We start from the raw sequence: 21,992 nt of genomic DNA on the forward strand, positions 1-21,992 counted from the left end.
GGAGAAGAACTGCTAGAGAGATCAATCTTTTGTTCCACTAGGGAGGCAATTGTCATGATGAAACAGATTTTGCTGATTACAGATGGATGCTCGAACGTCGGCGTTAGTCCGGTTATCGCGGCTGCAGAGGCGCACGCTGAGGGGGTTACAGTGAACGTCATCGGCGTCGTCGACCAGGGAGAGCTTGGCGTACTAGGCTCTGAGGAGATTCGTGAGATTGCGGCCGCAGGGGGCGGGATGAGCCGGATTGTGAATTCCGTGCAGCTGTCCCAAACGGTTCAGATGATGACGCGCAAGACGGTAAGCACAACCATCCAGCATGCCGTAGGCAAGGAGCTGCAAAGCATTCTGGGCATCAACCAGCTGGAACAGCTTCCGCCGGAGAAGCGGGCCGAAGTGGTTCAGGTCATTGACTCGATGAGTGAAACCTCTGCGCTGCGCGTTGCGCTTTTAATAGATGCTAGTGCTAGTATGAAGCCTAAGCTCGCAGCTGTAAGGGAAGCGATCCACGATCTGCTGCTGAGTCTCAGAGCCCGCACCGGCAAGAGTGAGCTGGCTGTGTTCCATTTCCCTTCGACGAAAACGAGAGATCAGGAACTCGAGATGGACCACGGTTGGACGAATCAGCTTGCAAATTTGGACAAGATGTTCTATAAAATAAACATGAAGGGTACGACTCCGACAGGTCCGGCGCTCCTGCAAACCTTGCAGTACGTGGCGGAGAAGCCTTTCTCACCAACGACCGGGGATGGGATGCTGAGTGACTACGTGGTATGAGGAAGCCTTTCGCCCAGGCTCAGAAATCCGAGGCAAATGGAACGGCCGCACCTATGTGGTCGAACGTCTGTTAGGTGCTGGGTCGAACGGCGTCGTGGTTCTCGTACGAAGAGGAACAGCGAGGTACGCATTGAAAGCAGGACACGAAACGGTCGACCATCAATCGGAGATCAACTCGCTGCTTGCCATATCGCTCACAGACACTTCATTCAAAAATTTTCTGATTGATACCGACGACATGTCGTTCAGCGGGAAGGATATATCGTTCTATGTCATGCGGTATATCGAGGGAATGACGGTATCGCAATTCATTGCGAAGCGCGGCCAGGATTGGATTTATGTCATCGGCGCGAATCTGCTCCGCAAGCTGACCGAGATTCATAAGAGCGGTTACGTGTTCGGAGATTTGAAGATTGAGAATATGATCGTATCCAATTATGGGAATGTCGACCTCATCGATTTCGGCGGTGTGACGCCGAAGGGCAGAGCGATTAAGCAATTGACCGAAGTATACGATCGCGGCTTCTGGAATATGGGGGAGCGGGTAGCGGAAGAAAGCTACGATATTTTTTCATTTGCCATTTTACTTTTGAAATCGCTCGATCAGCGCAAACGTTTTGCCTCTTATATCAAAATGCTTCCGCAGAACAGGGACCTGGATCAATTGGCGGCCATCATCAGCGAGAATCCGGTCGCCGCGCAGCTTGCCCCGTTTCTGCACAAAGCGCTGCGGGGGGAATTCCGCACTTCGGAGGAAGCCTATCATTTCTGGAAAAAGCTCATGTCAGGCAAGAAGCTGGCGCAGCCTGCGCTGAGCATGCCGTGGCTCAAAATTTGTTTCGCCGCTTCCATTTTTATTTTCGGGGCTACCGTTTATGTATATTGGTTGAGTTAATGGATAAGGAAAGCGTAAGTGGGAAAGGATTACACAATGAACATCGATCTTGCCGCCAGCGTGCGGCAGCGAATCATCGAAGAGAAGCTCGCGGTTTCGGGAGATGTTGTGGTTGTTGCGGTATCAGGGGGGCCTGATTCCGTGGCGCTGCTTCATGTCCTTTTTGCGCTTGCCAAGGAGTTCGACTGGAAGCTGGTTGTGGCACATGTGAATCATCAATTCCGCGGAGCGGAATCGGATGCCGAGGCCGCCTTCGTCGCCCGCTTGGCGGAGCGGCTGGGGCTGCCTTGTGAAATCGGCGTTATTGATGTGCCTGCTTATATAGAGGCGACATCGCTGAACGGGCAGGCCGCGGCCCGCGAGAAACGGTACGAATTCCTGCATCAGGTGGCGGATGCCTACAAGGCGGAGCGGATTGCCTTCGCCCATCATGCGGATGATCAGGCCGAGACGGTGATGATGCGAATTGTGCGGGGAACCGGCCCGTCGGGGCTTGTGGGAATGCCGGAACGCAGGCGCGAAAAAAAAGTGGAACTGATCCGGCCTTTTCTACGTATATACAAATCAGATATTGTGAATTATTGCGCTCAGCACCAAATTACTTATTGTAAAGACAGCAGCAATGAGCTGCGGAAGTACTTTCGTAATCAAATTCGGCTTGATGTGATGCCGATGCTGAAGCAGTATAATGAACAGCTTCCGGAATCGCTGAACCGTTTGACGGAGATGATGCGCGCTGAGGACGATTATCTGGCAGTAGAAACCGAACGGGTACTGCGCCGGATAGTGACTTTTCAGGGGGCGGGCTGCCGCTTGACGCGAAGTGATTTCACCGGACTGCACGTTGCTTTACAAAGGCGTTTGATTAAATTAATATTAAACTGTCTTTGTTTGGGAATGGACCGGCTGGACTTTATCAGGATTGAAAGTATCCGTGAGTTGATGTCGCAGGACCAGGTTTCGAATCAAGTACTTCAGGTCGATGATGCGCTTTATATTGTGAGAGAATATGAAGCCATTCTGTTTCAGACATCTGAGCCTGTCCCGAAGCCCTATGCTTATGAGCTGGGGGCGGACACGGATGAGCTGGACCTTCCGGAAGCCGGGGCCAAGCTGCTATGCGCCAGGATGCCTGCCAATTCGGTAGATGCCTCTTCCATTGTTCCGTTAGCAACGGACATCTATTTGGATCTCGGTCAACTCCGGTGGCCTCTTACGATAAGGAGCCGCAGGTCGGGAGACCGATTGGAACCACATGGTTTAAACGGGTCCAAAAAGGTAAAAGATATGTTCATTGATGCCAAAATGCCGTTAAGCCGGCGTGATGTCATCCCGTTACTGGTCGATGCTTCCGGGCAAATCCTCTGGATTGCCGGCTTTCGTAGGTCCAAGCATGCTCTGGTCGGAACCGACACAGAACGTGTGCTTCATATGAAGCTCGTGCTGAAGTAACATGCGTAAATTTCGTTCTTCTAGAATGTAAATTTATAAGGATTCATAATATAATCTAGGGGGTTCATCCTTGTACAGCGACATTCAAGAGGTTCTTTACAGCGAAGAACAGATTCAAGGGAAAATTAAAGAATTGGGAGAGAAACTCTCCAACGATTACGAAGGCAAGAATCCATTGGTTATTTGCGTGCTTAAGGGAGCTTTCATTTTCATGGCAGACCTCGTGAAGCAAATCCGCGTACCATTGGAAATCGATTTCATGGCTGTATCGAGCTACGGACAATCCACGAAGTCATCCGGTGTCGTCAAGATTATCAAAGATCTTGATGTACCTGTAGAAGGACGGCACATTCTTATCGTGGAGGACATTATCGATAGCGGATTGACGCTGAGTTATCTGATAGATGTGCTAGAGCGACGCAATGCCAAAACGATCTCGGTCGTGGCGCTGTTTAATAAACCGGCACGCAGAACCGTTGAGCTCGAACCTGATTACGCAGGGTATGAGCTTCCCGATGAGTTCGTTGTCGGATATGGTCTGGATTATGCAGAGAAATACCGCAACCTTCCATTTATCGGCATATTGAAACCAGAGATCTACACGACGTAATGTCATATCACCGGCTCATCCATGCGGTTAATTTGTAGTGCTTTACCGGGATATGGTAAAATAATAAAAGTGTGCCGTTCGAGAGGAGGCTTGGGATGAATCGAATTATCCGGAATACCGGTTTTTATTTGCTTATATTTTTGGTAACAGTAGGTATCGTCCATTTCATCAGTACCCAAAACGAACAAAAGGAATTAATTACTTACGATAAATTCCGCCAAGCGGTCGTTAACAAAAACGTGGAATCCGTAACCCTGAAGTTCGATGGATACACGTATTTGATTAAGGGTAAGTACATTAACCCTCCTAATGGTGTGGATAAGAAAAGCTTCGAAACCCATGCTCCATATGAGCCTTTGGTCGTTCAATTGATTGAAGCGAATGGCGTTCCGACGGAAACCTACGAGACGATGGAGCGGGATAGCGTCTGGATTTCCTTTCTTACATCGATTATTCCATTTGTCATTATCTTCATCTTGTTCTTCTTCTTGTTGAACCAAGCGCAGGGTGGCGGCGGCAAAGTGATGAACTTCGGCAAGAGCCGTGCCCGCTTATATAATGAGGAGAAGAAGCGTGTCACCTTCGAAGACGTGGCAGGCGCAGATGAAGAGAAGCAAGAGCTGGTTGAGGTTGTTGAATTCCTGAAGGATCCTCGGAAATTCGCCGCGGTCGGCGCCAGAATTCCGAAGGGGGTTCTGCTCAACGGGCCTCCGGGAACAGGTAAAACATTGCTTGCACGGGCGGTTGCCGGTGAAGCGGGCGTACCGTTCTTCAGTATCTCCGGTTCCGACTTCGTAGAGATGTTCGTCGGTGTCGGCGCATCCCGTGTGCGTGACTTGTTCGAGAACGCGAAGAAGAATTCGCCTTGTATTATCTTTATCGATGAGATCGATGCCGTTGGTCGTCAGCGCGGCGCCGGCTTAGGCGGCGGACATGACGAGCGCGAGCAAACGCTCAACCAATTGCTCGTTGAGATGGACGGGTTTGGCGCGAATGAGGGCATCATCATCGTTGCGGCGACGAACCGCCCTGACATTCTTGACCCTGCGTTATTGCGTCCAGGCCGTTTCGACCGTCAAATCACGGTTGACCGTCCGGATATCAAAGGACGCGAGGCTGTACTGAAAGTACATGCCCGCAACAAGCCGCTCGCCAAGGACGTGAAGCTGGACTCCTTGTCCCGTTACACAACCGGATTCACGGGCGCTGATCTGGAGAATTTATTGAACGAGGCGGCTTTGATTGCCGCACGTCGCAACCGTAAAGATATTTCCATGGCGGAGATCGAGGAAGCATTCGACCGGATTATCGTCGGTACGCAGAAGAAGAGCCGGATCATCAGCGAAGCCGAGAAACGCATCGTTGCTTATCACGAGGCCGGACACGCAATCATCGGCTACTATGCGGAGAACGCAGATATGGTGCACAAAGTAACGATCGTGCCGCGCGGACGCGCTGGCGGATACGTGATGATGCTGCCCAAAGAAGGCGAAGACCGCATGATGCAGACGAAGAACGAGCTGCTGGATAAAGTGACGGGCCTCCTTGGCGGCCGTGTTGCCGAAGAGCTTTTCATCGGCGAGATCGGTACAGGGGCTTACAGCGACTTCCAGAAAGCGACGGGCATCGTTCGCCGCATGATTATGGAATATGGGATGAGCGATAAGCTTGGACCTATGCAATTCGGCAGCTCCCAAGGCCAAGTGTTCTTGGGCCGCGATATCGGCCATGAACAGAACTACAGTGATGCGATTGCCTACGAGATTGACCAAGAGATGCAGCAATTTATTCGTACGTGCTACGACCGCGCTCGCGCGATTCTAACTGAGCACACGGATCAAATGCACCTCGTAGCGAAGACGCTGCTGGAGAAGGAAACGCTGGATAAAGATGAAATTATCGAGCTCTTGGAGAAAGGCAAGTTGAATGCAGGCGACGATGAAGATGTCAAAGTGAACATTCAGCCGCAAAGCCAAGCTAACGATAGCAATAAATTCGGGTTCGATAAAGAGAAGGATTCGAATTCGGGTCAATCCGAAGAGTAACAAGCAATGGCATGACGCAAATCCGGGTACACGTTTGGTGTACCCGGATTTTTCTGCTTATTTCGGCTTTTTTACGCATTGACAGGGGATGCGGGAATGTGTAAATTAGTTGTAAATCTCTAATTTCATGACGTTTAGATCATACTACGTTCAGTTAGTTATGAAATACATTTACGTCCCAGACAGGGGAGGAAGCATCCATGGAAGCTTTAGCACTAGAGCGCAAAGCGGAGCAGAACCGTCAGTTGAAAGAACGGTTGCTTCAACTGAAGAAAGAACGGAATGCTATTATTCTTGCTCATTATTATCAGCGTGATGAAGTACAAGAGGTTGCCGATTTCCGGGGGGATTCCTTCCTGCTAGCGCAGAAGGCGGCACAGACCGATGCAGATGTGATTGTATTCTGCGGGGTTCATTTCATGGGGGAAAGCGCCAAGATTTTAGCGCCGAACAAAACGGTTATTATACCGGATGAACGCGCAGGCTGCCCAATGGCCGATATGGTCAATGTCGAAGGACTGCGGGCTTTGAAGAGACAGCATCCGAATGCCAAGGTCGTTGCTTACATTAATACATCGGCCGACGTAAAGTCAGAAACAGATATTTGCTGTACATCGGCAAATGCCATAAACGTCATCAATTCCGTCGACTCGGATGAGATCATCTGGGTACCGGATAAAAATTTGGGCGACTATGTATCAAAATTCACAAGCAAGAAGGTCATCATCTGGGAAGGCTACTGCAACACCCATGATATGCTGACTGTCAAGGACGTAGAAGAAATGAAAGCGCAGTATCCGAACGCTCAATTCGTCGTTCATCCGGAATGCCGTCCGGAAGTGGTGAAGCTCGGCGACTTCGTAGGCAGCACGACGGCGATTATCAAATATTGCAAAGAGTCCGATTGCAAGGAATTTATTGTCGGTACGGAAGACGGAACAGGGTATCAACTGCGTCTGGACAGCCCGGACAAACAGTTCCATTTTGCTACGAAATACTTGGTTTGCCCGAATATGAAAGTGAATAACCTGAAGAAAATTGTGAAATGTCTGGAGACCATGCAGCCGGAAATTTATGTACCGGAAGATGTAGCCGATAGAGCAAGATTGTCATTAGAGCGCATGTTACAAGTAAAGTAGCATGCGCTACTCTCTTGTTGGATTGAAATTGATAGGAAAGCAGCGTGTTGATCTTATTAGATGAAGCTACCCTCGCATGGAGAAGGAAGGAATCTCTCAGTCCGTCTTGGATTCTATCCTTCCCTTGCGAGAAATAATGGTAAAGAACGGGTGGGCGGCATGATTCCTAGATATCTCATAGACATAGATTTAGATTCCATTCCTCATGTACATACCGATGTCATCGTCATAGGTGCCGGCATTGCCGGTTTATTCACGGCGCTGCGCGCCAGTGAGACGAAGAAAGTATTGATGATTACGAAGAAGTCGCTCTTGGACAGCAATACCCGCTATGCGCAGGGCGGTATAGCAGCCGTTATCTCGGATGAAGATTCACCGGAATATCATATGCAGGACACGTTGATTGCGGGAGCGGGGCTCTGTTCGCCAGAGGCGGTCGACGTTCTTGTTCACGAGGGTCCGAATGGCGTTCAGGACCTCATTCGCATGGGAACCAAATTCGATCTGGAGAACGGGGAATTCGCTCTGACCAAGGAAGGGGCGCACAGCCAGCGTCGTATCCTGCATGCGCAAGGCGACGCGACGGGCGCCGAGATCGTAAGAGCCTTGTCGGAGCGCACGAAGCAGGACCCGAACATCGAGATCTGGGACGATCATTTCGTCATCGATCTGATTACGCAGGACGGCGAATGCTACGGTGCCCTTGTGCAGAAACCGAACGGACAACGCGTGTTCGTTCGCGGCAACGCCACGATCCTCTGTTCAGGCGGTACCGGCCAGCTATTTCGCTACACGACCAACCCGGATATTGCGACCGGCGACGGCATCGCGATCGCTTATCGGGCCGGCGCGCAAATTCAAGATATGGAATTCGTGCAATTCCATCCGACAGCGCTGTGCTACCCCGGTGCACCGCGCTTTCTTATCTCGGAAGCGGTGCGAGGCGAGGGGGCTTATCTGCGGAATGTCAAAGGCGAGCGCTTCATGGACCGCTACCATCCCCAGCTGGAGCTGGCTCCAAGGGATGTTGTCGCCCGTGCCATCGTAGATGAGATTGAGAATTGCAAATCTACCTTCGTCTATTTGGATATTACGCATGAATCCGAAGAATTGATTAAGCACCGTTTCCCTACCATTTACGAATACTGCCTGAATTATGGCTTGGATATGAGCACCGACTGGATTCCCGTCGCTCCGGCAGCGCATTATATGATGGGCGGCGTGAAGACGGATCTGCACGGGGAAACGCTTGTTCGCCGGCTGTTCGCTTGCGGAGAAGTGTCGTCTACCGGCGTGCACGGAGCCAACCGGTTGGCGAGCAACTCCTTATCCGAGGCCATCGTATTCGGAAGAAGAATCATTGAGCGCATTCAGGAGCTGCCGCCTCTGAATAGCGACATTCAAATACGTGCGGAAGCTGCCGCCCCGAGAACGGAAATTCCGAATCAGGCCGTCGTCGAGAAGAAGCTGAAGCTGCAGAAGGTGATGCTTCGCTGCGCGGGCCTGAGGCGTTCGGCCAAAGGACTCGAGAAAGGGTATGAGGAGCTCTCGAGACAGCTATCGATCTTCGATTCGCTGATGACGAAACGGGAAGAGTATGAGTTTGCGAATTTGCTGAGCTGCGCTTTGCTGACGACAACAGCGGCCATTGCCCGGGAAGAGAGCCGCGGCGGCCACTACCGGGAAGACTTCCCGGAACGCAATGACGAAGTGTGGAAGAAGCATATTGTTTTCAAGCGCGGGGAAGATAGCATTGAGGAGTGGATATAACATGCTGGATATAAATATGGAACTCATTCGTAAACATATACGCCTTTGGTTAGAAGAAGATATTGGCACAGGTGATGTCACGACTCTGACAACGATCCCTTTGGACCACGCGTCCAAAGGGATTATCCACGTCAAAGAAGACGGAATTATTTGCGGACTGCCGATTGCCCGTGAAGTGTTCGCTGTCGTAGATCCGTCTCTTCGTTATGAAACTAAAGTCGCCGAAGGATCGTCTGTAGTTAAAGGGACCATACTAGCGGAAGTGGAGGGCAGCACCCGGAGTATTTTGCTGGGCGAGCGGTTAAGCCTGAATCTGATGCAGCGAATGTCGGGAATCGCGACGCGAACCAGGGAGTTCGTGAACGCGCTCGAGGGGCTGCCGACGAGGTTGGTCGATACGCGCAAAACGACGCCTGGCCACAGGCTGCTAGAGAAGTATGCGGTTCGTGTGGGCGGCGGACACAATCACCGTTTCGGCCTGTATGATGCGGTCATGATCAAGGATAACCACATCAAAGGCTCGGGCGGGATTACGCAAGCCGTGCAAGCGGCCAGAAGCCAAATCCCCCACACGATGAAGATTGAGGTTGAGGTTGAAGATTTCGACCAGCTGCAAGAAGCGTTATCGGCCGGTGCAGATATCATCATGCTGGACAATATGGTACCCGCCAAGATGAAAGAAGCCGTAGCTATTATTAAAAACAAAGCACCGCATATTGTAGTAGAGGGCTCGGGCTCGGTGACGACGCAAACCATCAAGGCGATGGCGGAATCCGGTGTTGATGTGATTTCCGTTGGACGGCTGACCTACTCGGTAGCAGCGCTGGACATTTCATTGGATCTTAACGAACGGAAGGGGACGGCGTTATGATTCTTGTTATTGACGTAGGGAATACCAATATTGTGCTTGGTCTCTATCGGGAGCGTACGCTGCTGCACCACTGGCGGGTTAGCACGAACCGTTCGGCGACCGTTGATGAGTACGGAATGCAGCTGCACAGCCTGTTTCAACATTCGGGAATTCATTTCGGCGAAGTCGAAGGGGTTATCATTTCCTCTGTCGTTCCTCCGCTCGTGAGCACCATGGAAAACCTCTGTCTGCATTATTTGAAGAAGACGCCGTTCATTGTGGGTCCGGGGATCAAGACAGGACTTAACGTGCGCGTGGATAATCCCAAAGAGGTCGGAGCCGACCGTATTGTGAACGCGGTGGCGGCACTGGAGCTTTACGGTGCTCCCAGCATCATCGTAGATTTCGGAACGGCGACGACGTACGATTACATCGATCCTTCCGGGCAGCTGGTCGGCTGCGCGATTGCACCGGGCATCGGGATCTCGACTGAAGCGCTGTATCAGAGGGCGGCGAAGCTGCCGCGTATCGAGCTGGTCAAGCCGAAAAGCGTAGTGGGCAGGAATACGGTAGCTGCGATGCAGGCCGGGATCATCTTCGGATATGTTGGGCAAGTCGATGGAATTGTTGAACGTGTAAAGCAGGAATATAATGTCAATCCTACAGTCATAGCGACAGGCGGGCTTGCGGAGCTCATCTCCAGCGAATCCCGGACGATTCAAATCGTGAACCCCTTGTTGACCTTACAAGGACTGCAAATGATTTATGAGAAAAATGCTTAGGCTTTTTCAAGAAAGGACGTAACATGAGCGATTATTTGATTCGGGGAACAGCCCTGCAGGGGAGAGTCCGCGCATTTGCGGTGCAAACGACGGAACTCACGGACGAACTTAGCCGAAGACACCAAACGACGCCGACGGCGACAGCCGCTCTGGGAAGAACGGCCGCAGCAGGTCTGCTGCTGGGTGCGATGCTCAAAGGCGAAGAGCACCTGATCGTTCAAGTCAAAGGCGGTGGCCCCATCGGTCAAATCGTTGTAGACGCCAATGCCAAAGGCGAGGTGCGGGGATACGTAGATAATCCGTTCGTTGACCCGCCGCTCAAGGAGAACGGTAAACTGGACGTTGCTGCTGCCGTAGGAACGGAAGGTTTTCTTTACATAACCAAGGACCTTGGACTCAAAGAGCCTTATAGAGGCAGTATTCCGATTGTTTCCGGAGAATTGGCCGAAGACTTCACCTTCTACTTCGCGAAATCGGAGCAGACGCCATCGGCGGTAGCGCTCGGCGTATTGGTGAATGTCGACCACTCGATTCAAGCGGCCGGCGGCTTCGTTATCCAACTGCTTCCTGGCTTAACGGATGAAGAGATTGGCGAGATCGAGGAGATGCTTTCGCGCATCCCATCCTTTACGACGATGCTCGGCGGTGGGCTGTCCCTAGAGGAAATTCTCCTAACGGTTCTGCCTTCCTTCCAGAAGCTGGACCAGATGGATGTGAGGTTCCGATGCAAATGTGACCGGAAGAGAATTGAGGCTACGTTAATTTCTTTGGGCAAAGATGAACTTCAAGAAATTTTGGATGACGAGGGCTTTGCGGAGGTCGTTTGTCATTTCTGTAATGAAAAGTACCGCTTCAATGAGGAAGAGCTGAAGCAGATGATCAACCAATAGTTCAGCTGCATTAAGTGAAAGTAAGAGGGAGTCAGGATGCAGAACGTAAAGCGGTTGTGGGGAGCCATCATCGTGATGGCCGTATGTTGTCTCGTGCTCGCATCCTTGCTGATCATCCGTTCCATGAACCCACCAGAACCAAGTCCCCAGGCAAGTCCTGGGCAGCAAGGCGAGAAGAGCGACGGGCAGGTCATCGCCAAAGTCGGAAGTCGTGAGATCACGAGGCAGGAACTTCAAGCGGCGCTGGAAAGTCACTATGGCGCAGAACTGTTAGGTCAACTGTTGGATCGTGAAGTGATCCGTCTGGAGGGCGACGAAACGGGAACGTCGGTTGGAGAAGCGGAGATAAACCGTGAGCTGAAGCGGATGCAGCAGGGCTATGAGAGCGAAGAGCAATTTTATGCATCCATGCAGAATCAGTTGGGGCTATCTCAGCAAGAAATCAAAGAAGATGTGATGAATAAGCTGCTCTTGGAGAAGCTGGCCACCATCCATATTGTAATTACGGATGCGCAGGTTGATGATTACATCAAGACGCATCAGGATGAATTTAAGCAGGAGATCGAGTATGACATCCAGCAGATTATCGTCAGCACCAAGGATCAGGCGAACAAGGTTCTGGCGGAGCTGGCGAAGGGCGAACGGTTCGAGATATTGGCCAGAGACCGGTCTTTGGACGATGCAACCAATAATTCAGGCGGTGAGCTAGGCTGGATTGAAGGGGACGATCCGTTCGTAGCGGCTCCCGTTCTCGAGGCGGCTAAGCTGCTGAAGGCAGGGGAGGTCAGCAAGCCTGTGCCTGTCGCTCAAGGCTTCGCTATTGTGAAGCTGCGGAATAAGCGGGAGAAGGTGAATCCGGACAAAGCTTTCATCCGCGAGAATGTGCGCAGGGAGCTCGCGCTTCAGGAAGCGCCGCCGCTGAAGGACTACGTCTCCCAACTCCGGACGAAGTGGCAAGTGGCCATTGTAGACCCGTCATTCAAGTGACCCCCTGAAAATGGGGTTGACAACCAGTGGGCGCGTTGATAAGATAAGTAATAATACCTACTAATTAACTCGGAAATCATTCTTTACTCAATCTGGAGGGGGACCTAGCAATGGCAAGATTAGTTCAGAGCGTTACGGATTTGATTGGAGATACACCGCTTGTTCGTTTGAATCGTGTGGTTCCGGAAGGAAGCGCTGAAGTTTATGTGAAGCTGGAGTACCAGAACCCGGGTGCCAGCGTTAAGGATCGTATTGCAATCTCCATGATCGAGGTAGCGGAGAAAGAAGGCATCTTGAAGCCGGGCGATACCATCGTTGAGCCTACTAGCGGTAATACAGGTATCGGTATTGCGCTTGTTGCAGCTGCCAAAGGATACAAAGCGATTCTGGTTATGCCGGAAACGATGTCCTTGGAGAGACGCAACCTGCTTCGCGCTTATGGCGCACAGCTCGTTCTTACACCTGGAGCGGAAGGCATGAAAGGTGCGATCAAGCGTGCGGAAGAGCTGAAAGCGGAGAACCCGTCCTATTTCATCCCGCAGCAGTTCGAGAACCAAGCGAATGTGAAAATTCACCGCGAAACAACAGGCCCAGAAATCGTGGAAGCGATCAAAGGCCATGACGGTAAACTGGATGCTTTCATTGCGGGTATCGGTACCGGCGGTACAATCACAGGGGCTGGCGGCGTGCTGAAAGAAAACTTCCCAGGCATCAAAATCTATGCGGTTGAGCCATCCGCTTCCCCGGTTCTTTCCGGCGGCAAGCCAGGCCCTCACAAAATTCAAGGTATCGGCGCAGGCTTTGTGCCAGGTATTCTGAACACGAACATTTATGACGAAATTATTCAAGTCGAGAATGAAGATGCATTCGAGACTTCACGCCGCGTAGCGAAAGAGGAAGGTATCCTGGGCGGAATTTCCTCCGGTGCTGCCATTTACGCAGCGTTGAAAGTAGCCAAAGAACTTGGTGCCGGCAAGCGCGTTGTGGCTATTGTGCCTAGTAACGGTGAGCGTTACCTGTCCACGCCGCTTTACCAATTCGAAGAGCAATAAGACAACCGAAGCAAGCCTCAGCTCCTGGAGCTGGGGCTTTTTTTCTGTGTGTCGTTAGAGTATACTAATGGACAACTAATCATCGGAAAGAACGGAAGGAGGGGCGGGCATGATTCTAACGACATTCGAGCAGTGGCGCAGTTGGTCCTCCTCGTATACCATGCTGCCTTACATGATCAAGCTCGGCCTGGCCGAAGACCGGATCGTATCTTGGGAAGAAGCCTGGAAGGGGGCGGCGCCGAATTCCTTCGTGCTGGAGAGCGGGAAGGGCGGCCGGTACACGTTCTTCGGCTTACAGCCATTCTCGACCGTGAAAGGCAAAGGGCTGAAGGCCGAGATCACAACGGGTCGCGATACAACCGTCCGGCAGGGCGAACCGCTGACGATTGTGAAGCAATGGATGTCCGCGTACCGGAGTCCCAAGGTGGAGGGGGCGCCCAAGTTTCTTGGCGGATGCGTCGGGTATTGGAGCTATGATGTGATCCGCACGATCGAGAGGCTGCCGGTGCAAGCGGCGGACGATCTGCCCATACCGGATTACAGCTTCGCGATGTACGATCAGATATGGGCGCTGGACCATCTCGACAAGAATCTGTACATCATCGTCCATATGCCGCTGCAGGGCGATCAAGCGGCGGATGACGATTACCTCCGGACGCAGTATACGGAGGCTCACGCGAAGGCGGAAGCGATGCTCACCCGATGGCACGCGATCCGTGCAAGCAATTGGTCCGGCACGGATGCGTCATCGATAGCGCGCGAGCAGCTGCACATCGATGTCGAGAACATCGCGGGCATCCAGCCTGCCTTCGGCAAAGCGGATTACATGGCGGCGGTGCAGCGCATCCAAGCCTATATCGCCCAAGGTGACGTGTTCCAAGTCAACTTGTCGGTCAGACAGAGCCGGCGGCTGAATACGACGCCGGAAGAGATCTACGAGGCGCTGCGCGTCGTCAATCCATCGCCGTACATGGGCTTGCTGCGCTTCGCGGGCTTCGCCCTCGTCTCCGGCTCGCCGGAGCTGCTGGTGCAGCTCGAGGACGGCGTCCTGCGGACGCGTCCGATCGCCGGCACCCGCCCGCGCGGCAAGGACGAGCAGGATGACCTGCGCCTGGCCGGCGAGCTCATTGACAACGAGAAGGAGCGCGCCGAGCACGTTATGCTCGTCGATCTCGAGCGCAATGACCTTGGCCGCATCTCGAGGTACGGTTCCGTCTATGTGAAGGACTTCATGGTCATCGAGTATTACTCCCATGTCATGCATATCGTCTCGGAAGTTGTCGGCGAGCTGGCAGCAGGGAAGGACGCCTACGATGCCATTGCAGCAACGTTCCCCGGAGGTACGATCACGGGAGCCCCGAAAATTCGCACGATGGAAATCATTGAAGAATTGGAGCCGGTCCGCCGCGGTCCCTATACAGGATCCATGGGATGGATTGACTATAACGGCAATATGGAATTTAATATTATTATACGCACGCTGGTGGCTGTGGATGGGATGGGACATATTCAAGCCGGCGCCGGAATCGTCATCGATTCCGTTCCGGAGCGCGAGTATATCGAATCCATCAACAAAGCCAAAGCGATGTGGAAAGCAATCGAATTTAGCGAGCGGAGCATGAGCCGAGCTTAAGCCCGAGCCGGGCTGACGAAAGGGGAGCTTAGCATGATTTTAGTGATTGATAATTATGATTCGTTTACGTACAACCTCGTTCAATACTTAGGGGAGATCGGGGAAGAAGTGATCGTTCGCCGTAACGACGAAATCGATTTGGCGGGTGTGGAGGCGTTAGCGCCGGATCACATCTTGATTTCACCGGGACCTTGCACGCCGAATGAAGCCGGCATTAGTCTATCACTGATTGAGCATTTCAAGGGTAAAATCCCCATTTTCGGCGTCTGCTTGGGACATCAGTCTATCGGACAAGCCTTCGGCGGCGATGTCGTTCGCGCAGAACGCTTGATGCATGGCAAAACATCCGAGATCTTCCATGACAGCCAAACGTTATTCGAAGGCCTGCCTTCTCCATTCATAGCAACACGTTACCACTCTTTAATTGTTAAAGCCGAGACGCTGCCGGATTGCCTGGAAGTTAGTGCGCGAACCGCAGAGGGCGAGATTATGGGGCTTCGGCACAAGGAATATCCGATTGAGGGCGTTCAGTTCCACCCGGAATCGATCATCACCGAGCATGGCCACCAGATGCTGCGCAATTTCCTTCGCCGCACGGCCAAATCAGGAGTTTAATTCATGATCATCAGCTTGAATGGCAAACTTATGGACGAACAACACGCCGTGGTCTCGGTTTACGATCACGGTTTTCTTTACGGACTAGGTCTCTTTGAGACCTTCCGTACGTATAATGGAGAACCTTTTCTGCTGCCCGAACACCTGAACCGACTTGCGGAGGGCTGTCGCGAGCTTGGGATCCGGTATGCGCCTGATCCGATACACGTACACAAACTCATAGGCAGCTTGCTGGAGGCGAACGAGCTTCAGGATGCTTATATCCGCTTGTCCGTTTCCGCAGGTACCGACATGCTCGGACTTCCTGCGGGTGATTATGAGCAGCCTGTGGAAATCGCGTACATCAAGCCGCTGCCTCCGCGGGATGCGAAGCTGGATGAAGAAGGGAAAGCGCTGCAGCTGCTTAAGCTTCCCCGGAATACGCCGGAGGGGCTGTACCGGTTCAAATCTTTCCACTATATGAACAACATTCTGGCCAAGAGAGAGCTCCGGCAATATGCATGGGCAGCAGGCGCAGAGGGGTTGATGATGACTGAGGACGGATATGTTGCCGAAGGCATCGTCAGCAATCTGTTCTTCATCAAAAACGGCACCCTTTACACGCCATCGCTCGAGACCGGTATTTTGGCGGGTATTACACGCGCGCATGTCATGCGGATTGCTCAGCAGCAGCAAATTCCGGTTCAGGATGGCTTATACCGTTGGGAAGATCTGGTGGAGGCCGATGAAATTTTCCTCGTCAATTCGATTCAAGAAATTGTAGGGGTAACTACCTTGTACACACCAACGGGACAAGCGGTGTCTGTTGGCGCAGGCGGCGGTACAGGACCGTTGACCCGTCAGTTTAGCCGCATGTACCTGAGCTCGAACGGATACCAACAGGAAGAAGTGAATAGCAGATGAACGTGTTATCCTGCAGAGGACATGAGCTGCCCATCGGTGATCGAACGATCATCATGGGCATATTGAACATAACGCCGGATTCCTTCTCGGACGGAGGATCCTATGTGAAGCTGGAGGACGCCGTTCGCAGAGCCCGGCAGATGGTGGAGGACGGCGCGGATATCATCGATATCGGAGGCGAATCTACACGCCCGGGGGCGGCAGAGGTGACGGAGGACGAAGAGCTTCGCCGGGTCATTCCCGTGATCGAAGCCATTCGGCGTGAAATCGATGTTCCCCTATCCGTTGATACGTACAAAGCTGAAGTCGCCAAGCAAGCGTTGGCGGCGGGAGCCCATATCATCAACGATGTATGGGGCGGACAAGCGGACCCGCGTATGGCGGAAGTGGCGGCTGCTTACGACTGTCCTTTCATCATTACGCATAATCGAAAGGATACGAATTATGTCGATTTTTTTGCGGACGTGCAGAACGATCTGCTGCAATATGTGAAACAGGCGAGAGAAGCGGGCGTACGCGAGGAGCGGATTATTTTGGATCCGGGTATCGGCTTTGCCAAATCGTATGAGCAGAATTTGCAGCTGCTGAACCGTCTGCGTCCGATCGTGGAGCTGGGCTATCCCGTGCTGCTGGGCACATCGCGCAAAAGCGTGATCGGCATGACGCTGAATTTGCCGCCGGCGGAACGGCTGGAAGGTTCGCTTTCGACCATCGTACTGGGGATTGCTCAAGGGTGCGGCATCGTGCGCGTGCATGATGTACAAGCGACCAAACGGGCTGCCGTCATGACAGATGCTATTATTCGAGCTTGAAGAAGGGGGTACTGATGATGGACAAAATTACACTGTCCCGGATGCAGTTTTTTGGGAATCACGGCGTTTTTCCGGAAGAGAATAAGCTGGGTCAGCGCTTCTATGTGGATGTGGAACTTAGGCTTCCATTGGAGAAGCCGGGCAAGTCGGATCATCTCGACGATACGGTGAATTACGGGGAAGTTTTTTTCAAAGTGAAGGATATTGTCGAAGGGCGCACTTTCCAATTAATTGAAGCTTTAGCGGAAAACATTGCATCCGAGCTCCTGCATACTTATACTAGTATCAATGAAGTGACGGTTCGCGTCATTAAGCCGCATCCGCCCTTCGCCGTTATTTTCGACGGTGTTACAGTAGAGATTAACCGAAAGCGGGCACAGGAATGACAGCCGAAGTACGAGAACGAAGCGTTACAGCTTATGTCGCATTAGGATCCAATATAGATGATCGTGAACAATTTTTGCAGGATGCGATTACAGCGCTGAATCAGGAGTCGGGTATTGTCGTGACTGGGGTCTCCAGTATGTACGAAACCGATCCGGTCGGCTATGTGGACCAGTCTGCTTTTCTTAATATGGTCGTTCAAATTCAAACGAATTTACCTGCAGAGGAATTGCTGCACACGCTGCTTGCCATTGAAACACGGTTGGGAAGAAAGCGCGACGTGCGGTGGGGTCCGCGAACGATCGATTTGGATTTGCTTCTATACGGCGACGAGCGGCATACGACACCCGACTTGATCATTCCGCATCCGCGGATGCATGAGCGGGCTTTCGTATTAGTCCCTCTCTCAGAGGTTCTCTACGAGCGGCAAGATCGTGCATTTGAATTCATCTCCGCGCAATTGGAGAAACTGGAAGGAAAGGAAGGCGTCGTGTTATGGAAAAAAGCTCGGTAGCTCAGCGTATTCGCGCTTTTCGCAAATTAAAGGGATATACCCAGAACGAACTTGCGGATTTGCTAGGTGTGTCCATTGCCATTCTGGGAGCGATCGAAAGAGGAACACGTAAACCAGATACGAAAATTATTCAAAAAATCTCGCAAGTTCTAGATATAGAGCCGGACGAGTTAGTTGCAGTCGCTGCGAGATAAGAGAGGTGCATCTTCGATGCTGAAAATAGGAAATGTAGAAGCTCCCAACAAAGTGGTGCTTGCCCCTATGGCGGGAGTATGCAATCCGGCGTTCCGTCTGATTGCCAAGGAGTTCGGCACAGGCCTCGTCTGTGCGGAGATGGTCAGCGACAAAGCGATCGTACATGGGAACACCCGGTCCATGGAAATGCTGTATGTCGATGACAGGGAGAAGCCGCTAAGCTTACAAATCTTCGGGGGCGACACCGAAACGCTCGTTCAAGCGGCGAAGATCGTCGACCGGAATACCAATGCCGATATTATTGATATCAATATGGGCTGTCCGGTGCCGAAAATTACTAAATGCGACGCAGGGGCCCGTTGGCTGCTTCAACCGGACAAAATCGAGCAAATGATTGAGACCGTTGTGAAGGCGGTAAGCAAACCGGTTACCGTGAAAATGCGGATCGGCTGGGATTCGGAGCACATCTATGCCGTCGAAAATGCGAAAGCTGTCGAAAGAGGCGGCGGAAGCGCAGTTAGCGTTCATGGACGTACCCGGGAGCAGCTGTACACCGGGAAGGCCGATTGGAACATCATCCGCGAAGTGAAACAAGCCTTGTCGATTCCCGTTATCGGTAACGGCGACGTGGTAACTCCGGAAGATGCTAAGCGGATGCTGGACCAGACGGGTGTCGATGGCGTGATGATCGGCCGCGGCGCGCTGGGCAACCCTTGGATGCTGTACCGCACCGTGCAATATTTGGAGAATGGCGAGCTGCCGCCGGAGCCTACGCCGGAGGAGAAGATCCGCATTGCGATACTGCATATGGACCGCCTCATTGCGCTCAAAGGCGAGAACGTGGCCGTGAAAGAAATGCGTAAACATATGGCTTGGTATCTGAAGGGACTTACCGGAGCGGCACGCGTGAAGGATGCGATCATGGAAATGATCAAGCGCGAGGATATGGTTCGGGCTCTGAATGAATACGTCGAGCAACTTGCCCTGCAATCGCCGTCAATCGCAACGGAACAATCGCCTGTACTGCATTAAATCATGCAGCGATGGTTGAGATTGACATTTTGAAACGGTTGCAATATAATCAGTCAATATTAATGTGTTCCTGCATATATTGAAAGACAAACGAGCAAGTTCCTTATTTTTATAACCGTGAATTCATACTACTTGAATCAGCTCTATAAAGACCTAACTCCTAGCAGGAAGCATCGATTCAACAATATGAAAATCTTTCACATGACGGGAGATCAGTTGGAAATGGCTGAAAAAGAGGTCATTCTTACACCAGAGGGTTTGAGAAGGCTCGAGGACGAGCTTGAGCATCTGAAATCAGTGAAGCGCCGCGAAGTCGCGGAGAGAATCAAGGTTGCCATTGGTTATGGCGATATTAGCGAGAACTCCGAGTACGAAGATGCGAAGAACGAACAGGCTTTTATTGAAGGCAGAATTATTACTTTAGAAAAAATGCTGCGCAACGCGCGGATTATTAATAACGACGATGTCGATACCGATACGGTAAGCGTTGGGTCTATCGTTACGCTGAAGGATTTGGAGTTCGGCGACTTGGTGGAATACGTCATCGTAGGTACTGCGGAGTCAGACCCGTTACAGAACAAGATTTCCAATGAAAGCCCGGTGGGCAAAGCAATTCTCGGCAAGCAAAAGGGCGCAACGGTTGATGTTAACGTTCCTGCTGGCGTCATTCAGTATCAAATTGTTGATATCAAAAAGTAGTGCAGCCGCAGCCCTGTTGCAATTTACCTTTGCGCAGCATGGGCAAATCGTCTGGAAAGCTTCCTTACGGAAGCTTTTTTCCGGTTTAAGCACCCTTTACTAAAATATGTAGGAGATGAAAGCATGAGCCAGGAAGTCGAATTGAATGAACTGCTCGTCATTCGCCGTAATAAATTGGACGAGCTCCGCGGTCTGGGCGTAGACCCTTTTGGCAGCAAATATGTAAGAACGCATACGACCCAAGAAATTTTGGACGCTTACGGTGAGAAAACGAAAGAAGAGCTGGACGAAGAGCATCATGAAGTCAGCATCGCCGGCCGGATTATGCAAAAGAGAGGCATGGGCAAAGCCAGCTTCGCGCACATTCAGGACATCACCGGGAAAATTCAAATTTACGTGCGGGAAGACGCGCTGGATGCCAATAAATATAAGGCCTTCGATCTATTGGATTTGGGCGATATGGTTGGCGTGCAAGGCGTTGTTTTCAAAACTAAAACAGGCGAGACGTCGATCAAGGTGAAATCCCTTGAGGTACTGACGAAGTCCTTGCTTCCGCTGCCGGACAAATTCCATGGACTCAGCGATGTGGAGCTGCGTTACCGTCAACGTTATGTGGATTTGATCATGAATCAGGATGTGCAGCAGACGTTTATTTTGCGCTCCAAAATCATTCAGTCCATGCGCCGTTATTTGGATTCTTTGGGTTATCTGGAAGTGGAGACGCCAACGCTTCATTCGATCGCAGGCGGGGCTTCGGCTAGGCCGTTCATCACGCATCATAACGCTCTGGACATGCAGCTGTATATGCGTATCGCTATCGAGCTTCACTTGAAGCGTCTTATTGTCGGCGGATTGGAGAAAGTGTATGAAATCGGCCGCGTTTACCGGAACGAAGGCATTTCTACGCGCCATAACCCGGAATTTACGATGATTGAGCTATATGAGGCTTATGCGGACTACAAAGATATTATGAAATTGACAGAGGAGCTCGTTGCCCATATTGCGCAAGAAGTGCTTGGCACAACGAAGATTCCTTATGGCGATCATGAAGTGGATTTGGCTGTCGGCTGGAGACGCGTCTCCATGGTCGATGCCGTTAAAGAAGTGACGGGTGTGGACTTCGGCGTTCATATGACAAACGAAGAGGCTCATCGCTTGGCCAAAGAACATAAAGTGCCGGTAGAACCGCACATGACATTTGGGCATATTCTGAACCAGTTCTTTGAGACTTTTGTCGAGGAGACTTTAATTCAGCCTACGTTTATCTACGGACATCCGTTGGAAATCTCGCCGCTAGCTAAGAAAAACCCGGAAGATCCGCGCTTCACGGACCGTTTCGAGCTATTCATCGTAGCGCGAGAGCATGCGAATGCTTTCACAGAGCTTAACGATCCGATCGACCAAAGAGAACGTTTCGAAGCTCAATTGCGTGAGAAGGAGCAAGGGAACGACGAGGCGCATGAAATGGATGAGGACTTTATCCGCGCCTTGGAATACGGCATGCCGCCTACAGGCGGATTAGGTATTGGTATCGACCGTTTGGTTATGCTATTGACCAATGCCCCGTCTATTCGTGACGTGCTGCTGTTCCCGCTTATGCGTGAGCGTCAAGGAGAATAAAGCTTATTTCGGGGCGCCGTGAGGTGCCTCGAATTTTTTTGTCGAAAAGACTTGCAAAGTGAATGCGCTCTGTGGTATCTTATAAAAGTTGCCGCTGAGATGCGTAAACAAAAGTTTTAAAAAAGTAACTTAAAAAATAAGTTGCAAACAAAAACTTAGTGTGGTATATTGGTCTTCCGGTCTTCGAAAGAAGGCGGGCGAGCAACACAACATTGATCTTTGAAAACTGAACAACGAGTGAGTAAACAGAACGAGCAATCGTTCAAACATGAGATTGATAATCTCGCTAGCAAGTCAATTGAGCTATTCAGCTTTCAATAAGGACGAGCAATCGTC

The 21,992-nt window shown here is 51.5% G+C and carries 22 protein-coding genes; all 22 read left to right on the forward strand.

Annotation, left to right across the window (positions count from 1 at the left end; genetic code table 11):
- Positions 1–57 precede the first annotated feature (57 nt).
- Positions 58–777: a vWA domain-containing protein gene (locus PUT07_RS33730; protein WP_274473240.1), complete on the forward strand. Its 720-nt coding sequence runs from the start codon at positions 58–60 to the stop codon at positions 775–777.
- Complete coding sequence (locus PUT07_RS33735; protein WP_274473213.1) at positions 761–1,672, forward strand: serine/threonine-protein kinase; 912 nt, start codon at positions 761–763, stop codon at positions 1,670–1,672. The genes PUT07_RS33730 and PUT07_RS33735 overlap by 17 nt, the downstream gene beginning before the upstream one ends.
- Positions 1,673–1,708: 36 nt before the next feature.
- Entirely contained in the window at positions 1,709–3,124 is a 1,416-nt protein-coding gene (gene tilS, locus PUT07_RS33740) for a tRNA lysidine(34) synthetase TilS (RefSeq protein WP_274473215.1), read from the forward strand.
- Positions 3,125–3,194: 70 nt separating this feature from the next.
- A complete protein-coding gene (gene hpt, locus PUT07_RS33745; protein WP_274473217.1) occupies positions 3,195–3,734 on the forward strand; it encodes a hypoxanthine phosphoribosyltransferase in 540 nt (179 codons plus the stop codon).
- A gap of 95 nt (positions 3,735–3,829) precedes the next feature.
- Positions 3,830–5,779: an ATP-dependent zinc metalloprotease FtsH gene (gene ftsH / locus PUT07_RS33750; RefSeq protein WP_274473218.1), complete on the forward strand. Its 1,950-nt coding sequence runs from the start codon at positions 3,830–3,832 to the stop codon at positions 5,777–5,779.
- 200 nt (positions 5,780–5,979) lie between these two features.
- Positions 5,980–6,918: a quinolinate synthase NadA gene (gene nadA, locus PUT07_RS33755; protein ID WP_274473219.1), complete on the forward strand. Its 939-nt coding sequence runs from the start codon at positions 5,980–5,982 to the stop codon at positions 6,916–6,918.
- 159 nt (positions 6,919–7,077) lie between these two features.
- A complete protein-coding gene (gene nadB, locus PUT07_RS33760) occupies positions 7,078–8,688 on the forward strand; it encodes an L-aspartate oxidase (protein WP_274473221.1) in 1,611 nt (536 codons plus the stop codon).
- Between the two features lies 1 nt (position 8,689).
- Positions 8,690–9,559: a carboxylating nicotinate-nucleotide diphosphorylase gene (nadC, locus tag PUT07_RS33765; RefSeq protein ID WP_274473222.1), complete on the forward strand. Its 870-nt coding sequence runs from the start codon at positions 8,690–8,692 to the stop codon at positions 9,557–9,559.
- Positions 9,556–10,320: a type III pantothenate kinase gene (locus PUT07_RS33770; protein ID WP_274473223.1), complete on the forward strand. Its 765-nt coding sequence runs from the start codon at positions 9,556–9,558 to the stop codon at positions 10,318–10,320. The genes nadC and PUT07_RS33770 overlap by 4 nt, the downstream gene beginning before the upstream one ends.
- A 23-nt stretch (positions 10,321–10,343) precedes the next feature.
- Positions 10,344–11,210 (forward strand): Hsp33 family molecular chaperone HslO, encoded by an 867-nt coding sequence (gene hslO / locus PUT07_RS33775; protein WP_274473224.1) that lies wholly within the window; start codon positions 10,344–10,346, stop codon positions 11,208–11,210.
- Positions 11,211–11,246: 36 nt separating this feature from the next.
- Positions 11,247–12,197, forward strand: coding sequence for a peptidylprolyl isomerase (locus PUT07_RS33780; RefSeq protein WP_274473225.1), 951 nt, complete (start codon positions 11,247–11,249; stop codon positions 12,195–12,197).
- Between the two features lie 110 nt (positions 12,198–12,307).
- A complete protein-coding gene (cysK, locus tag PUT07_RS33785) occupies positions 12,308–13,249 on the forward strand; it encodes a cysteine synthase A (protein ID WP_274473226.1) in 942 nt (313 codons plus the stop codon).
- A 109-nt stretch (positions 13,250–13,358) separates the two neighbouring features.
- On the forward strand, positions 13,359–14,882 hold the full coding sequence (locus PUT07_RS33790; RefSeq protein ID WP_274473227.1) for an anthranilate synthase component I family protein: 1,524 nt from the start codon (positions 13,359–13,361) through the stop codon (positions 14,880–14,882).
- A 33-nt stretch (positions 14,883–14,915) separates the two neighbouring features.
- Positions 14,916–15,497: an aminodeoxychorismate/anthranilate synthase component II gene (pabA, locus tag PUT07_RS33795; RefSeq protein WP_274473228.1), complete on the forward strand. Its 582-nt coding sequence runs from the start codon at positions 14,916–14,918 to the stop codon at positions 15,495–15,497.
- Between the two features lie 3 nt (positions 15,498–15,500).
- Positions 15,501–16,400 (forward strand): aminodeoxychorismate lyase, encoded by a 900-nt coding sequence (pabC, locus tag PUT07_RS33800; protein WP_274473229.1) that lies wholly within the window; start codon positions 15,501–15,503, stop codon positions 16,398–16,400.
- Positions 16,397–17,212 (forward strand): dihydropteroate synthase, encoded by an 816-nt coding sequence (gene folP, locus PUT07_RS33805; protein ID WP_274473231.1) that lies wholly within the window; start codon positions 16,397–16,399, stop codon positions 17,210–17,212. Before pabC ends, folP begins: the two co-directional genes overlap by 4 nt.
- Before the next feature lie 17 nt (positions 17,213–17,229).
- On the forward strand, positions 17,230–17,598 hold the full coding sequence (folB, locus tag PUT07_RS33810; RefSeq protein ID WP_274473232.1) for a dihydroneopterin aldolase: 369 nt from the start codon (positions 17,230–17,232) through the stop codon (positions 17,596–17,598).
- Positions 17,595–18,110 carry a 2-amino-4-hydroxy-6-hydroxymethyldihydropteridine diphosphokinase gene (folK, locus tag PUT07_RS33815; RefSeq protein ID WP_274473233.1) on the forward strand — a complete coding sequence of 172 codons (516 nt, stop codon included), beginning with the start codon at positions 17,595–17,597 and terminating at the stop codon, positions 18,108–18,110. Before folB ends, folK begins: the two co-directional genes overlap by 4 nt.
- On the forward strand, positions 18,092–18,304 hold the full coding sequence (locus PUT07_RS33820; RefSeq protein WP_274473234.1) for a helix-turn-helix domain-containing protein: 213 nt from the start codon (positions 18,092–18,094) through the stop codon (positions 18,302–18,304). Before folK ends, PUT07_RS33820 begins: the two co-directional genes overlap by 19 nt.
- Positions 18,305–18,320: 16 nt before the next feature.
- Positions 18,321–19,337: a tRNA dihydrouridine synthase DusB gene (gene dusB, locus PUT07_RS33825; RefSeq protein ID WP_274473235.1), complete on the forward strand. Its 1,017-nt coding sequence runs from the start codon at positions 18,321–18,323 to the stop codon at positions 19,335–19,337.
- A gap of 222 nt (positions 19,338–19,559) precedes the next feature.
- Positions 19,560–20,036, forward strand: coding sequence for a transcription elongation factor GreA (gene greA, locus PUT07_RS33830; RefSeq protein WP_274473236.1), 477 nt, complete (start codon positions 19,560–19,562; stop codon positions 20,034–20,036).
- Positions 20,037–20,159: 123 nt separating this feature from the next.
- Positions 20,160–21,656, forward strand: coding sequence for a lysine--tRNA ligase (gene lysS, locus PUT07_RS33835; protein ID WP_274473238.1), 1,497 nt, complete (start codon positions 20,160–20,162; stop codon positions 21,654–21,656).
- Positions 21,657–21,992 lie beyond the last annotated feature (336 nt).

Origin of the sequence: Paenibacillus sp. MAHUQ-63 (assembly GCF_028765165.1) — a bacterium.
In the GTDB taxonomy this organism is placed as follows: domain Bacteria; phylum Bacillota; class Bacilli; order Paenibacillales; family NBRC-103111; genus Paenibacillus_E.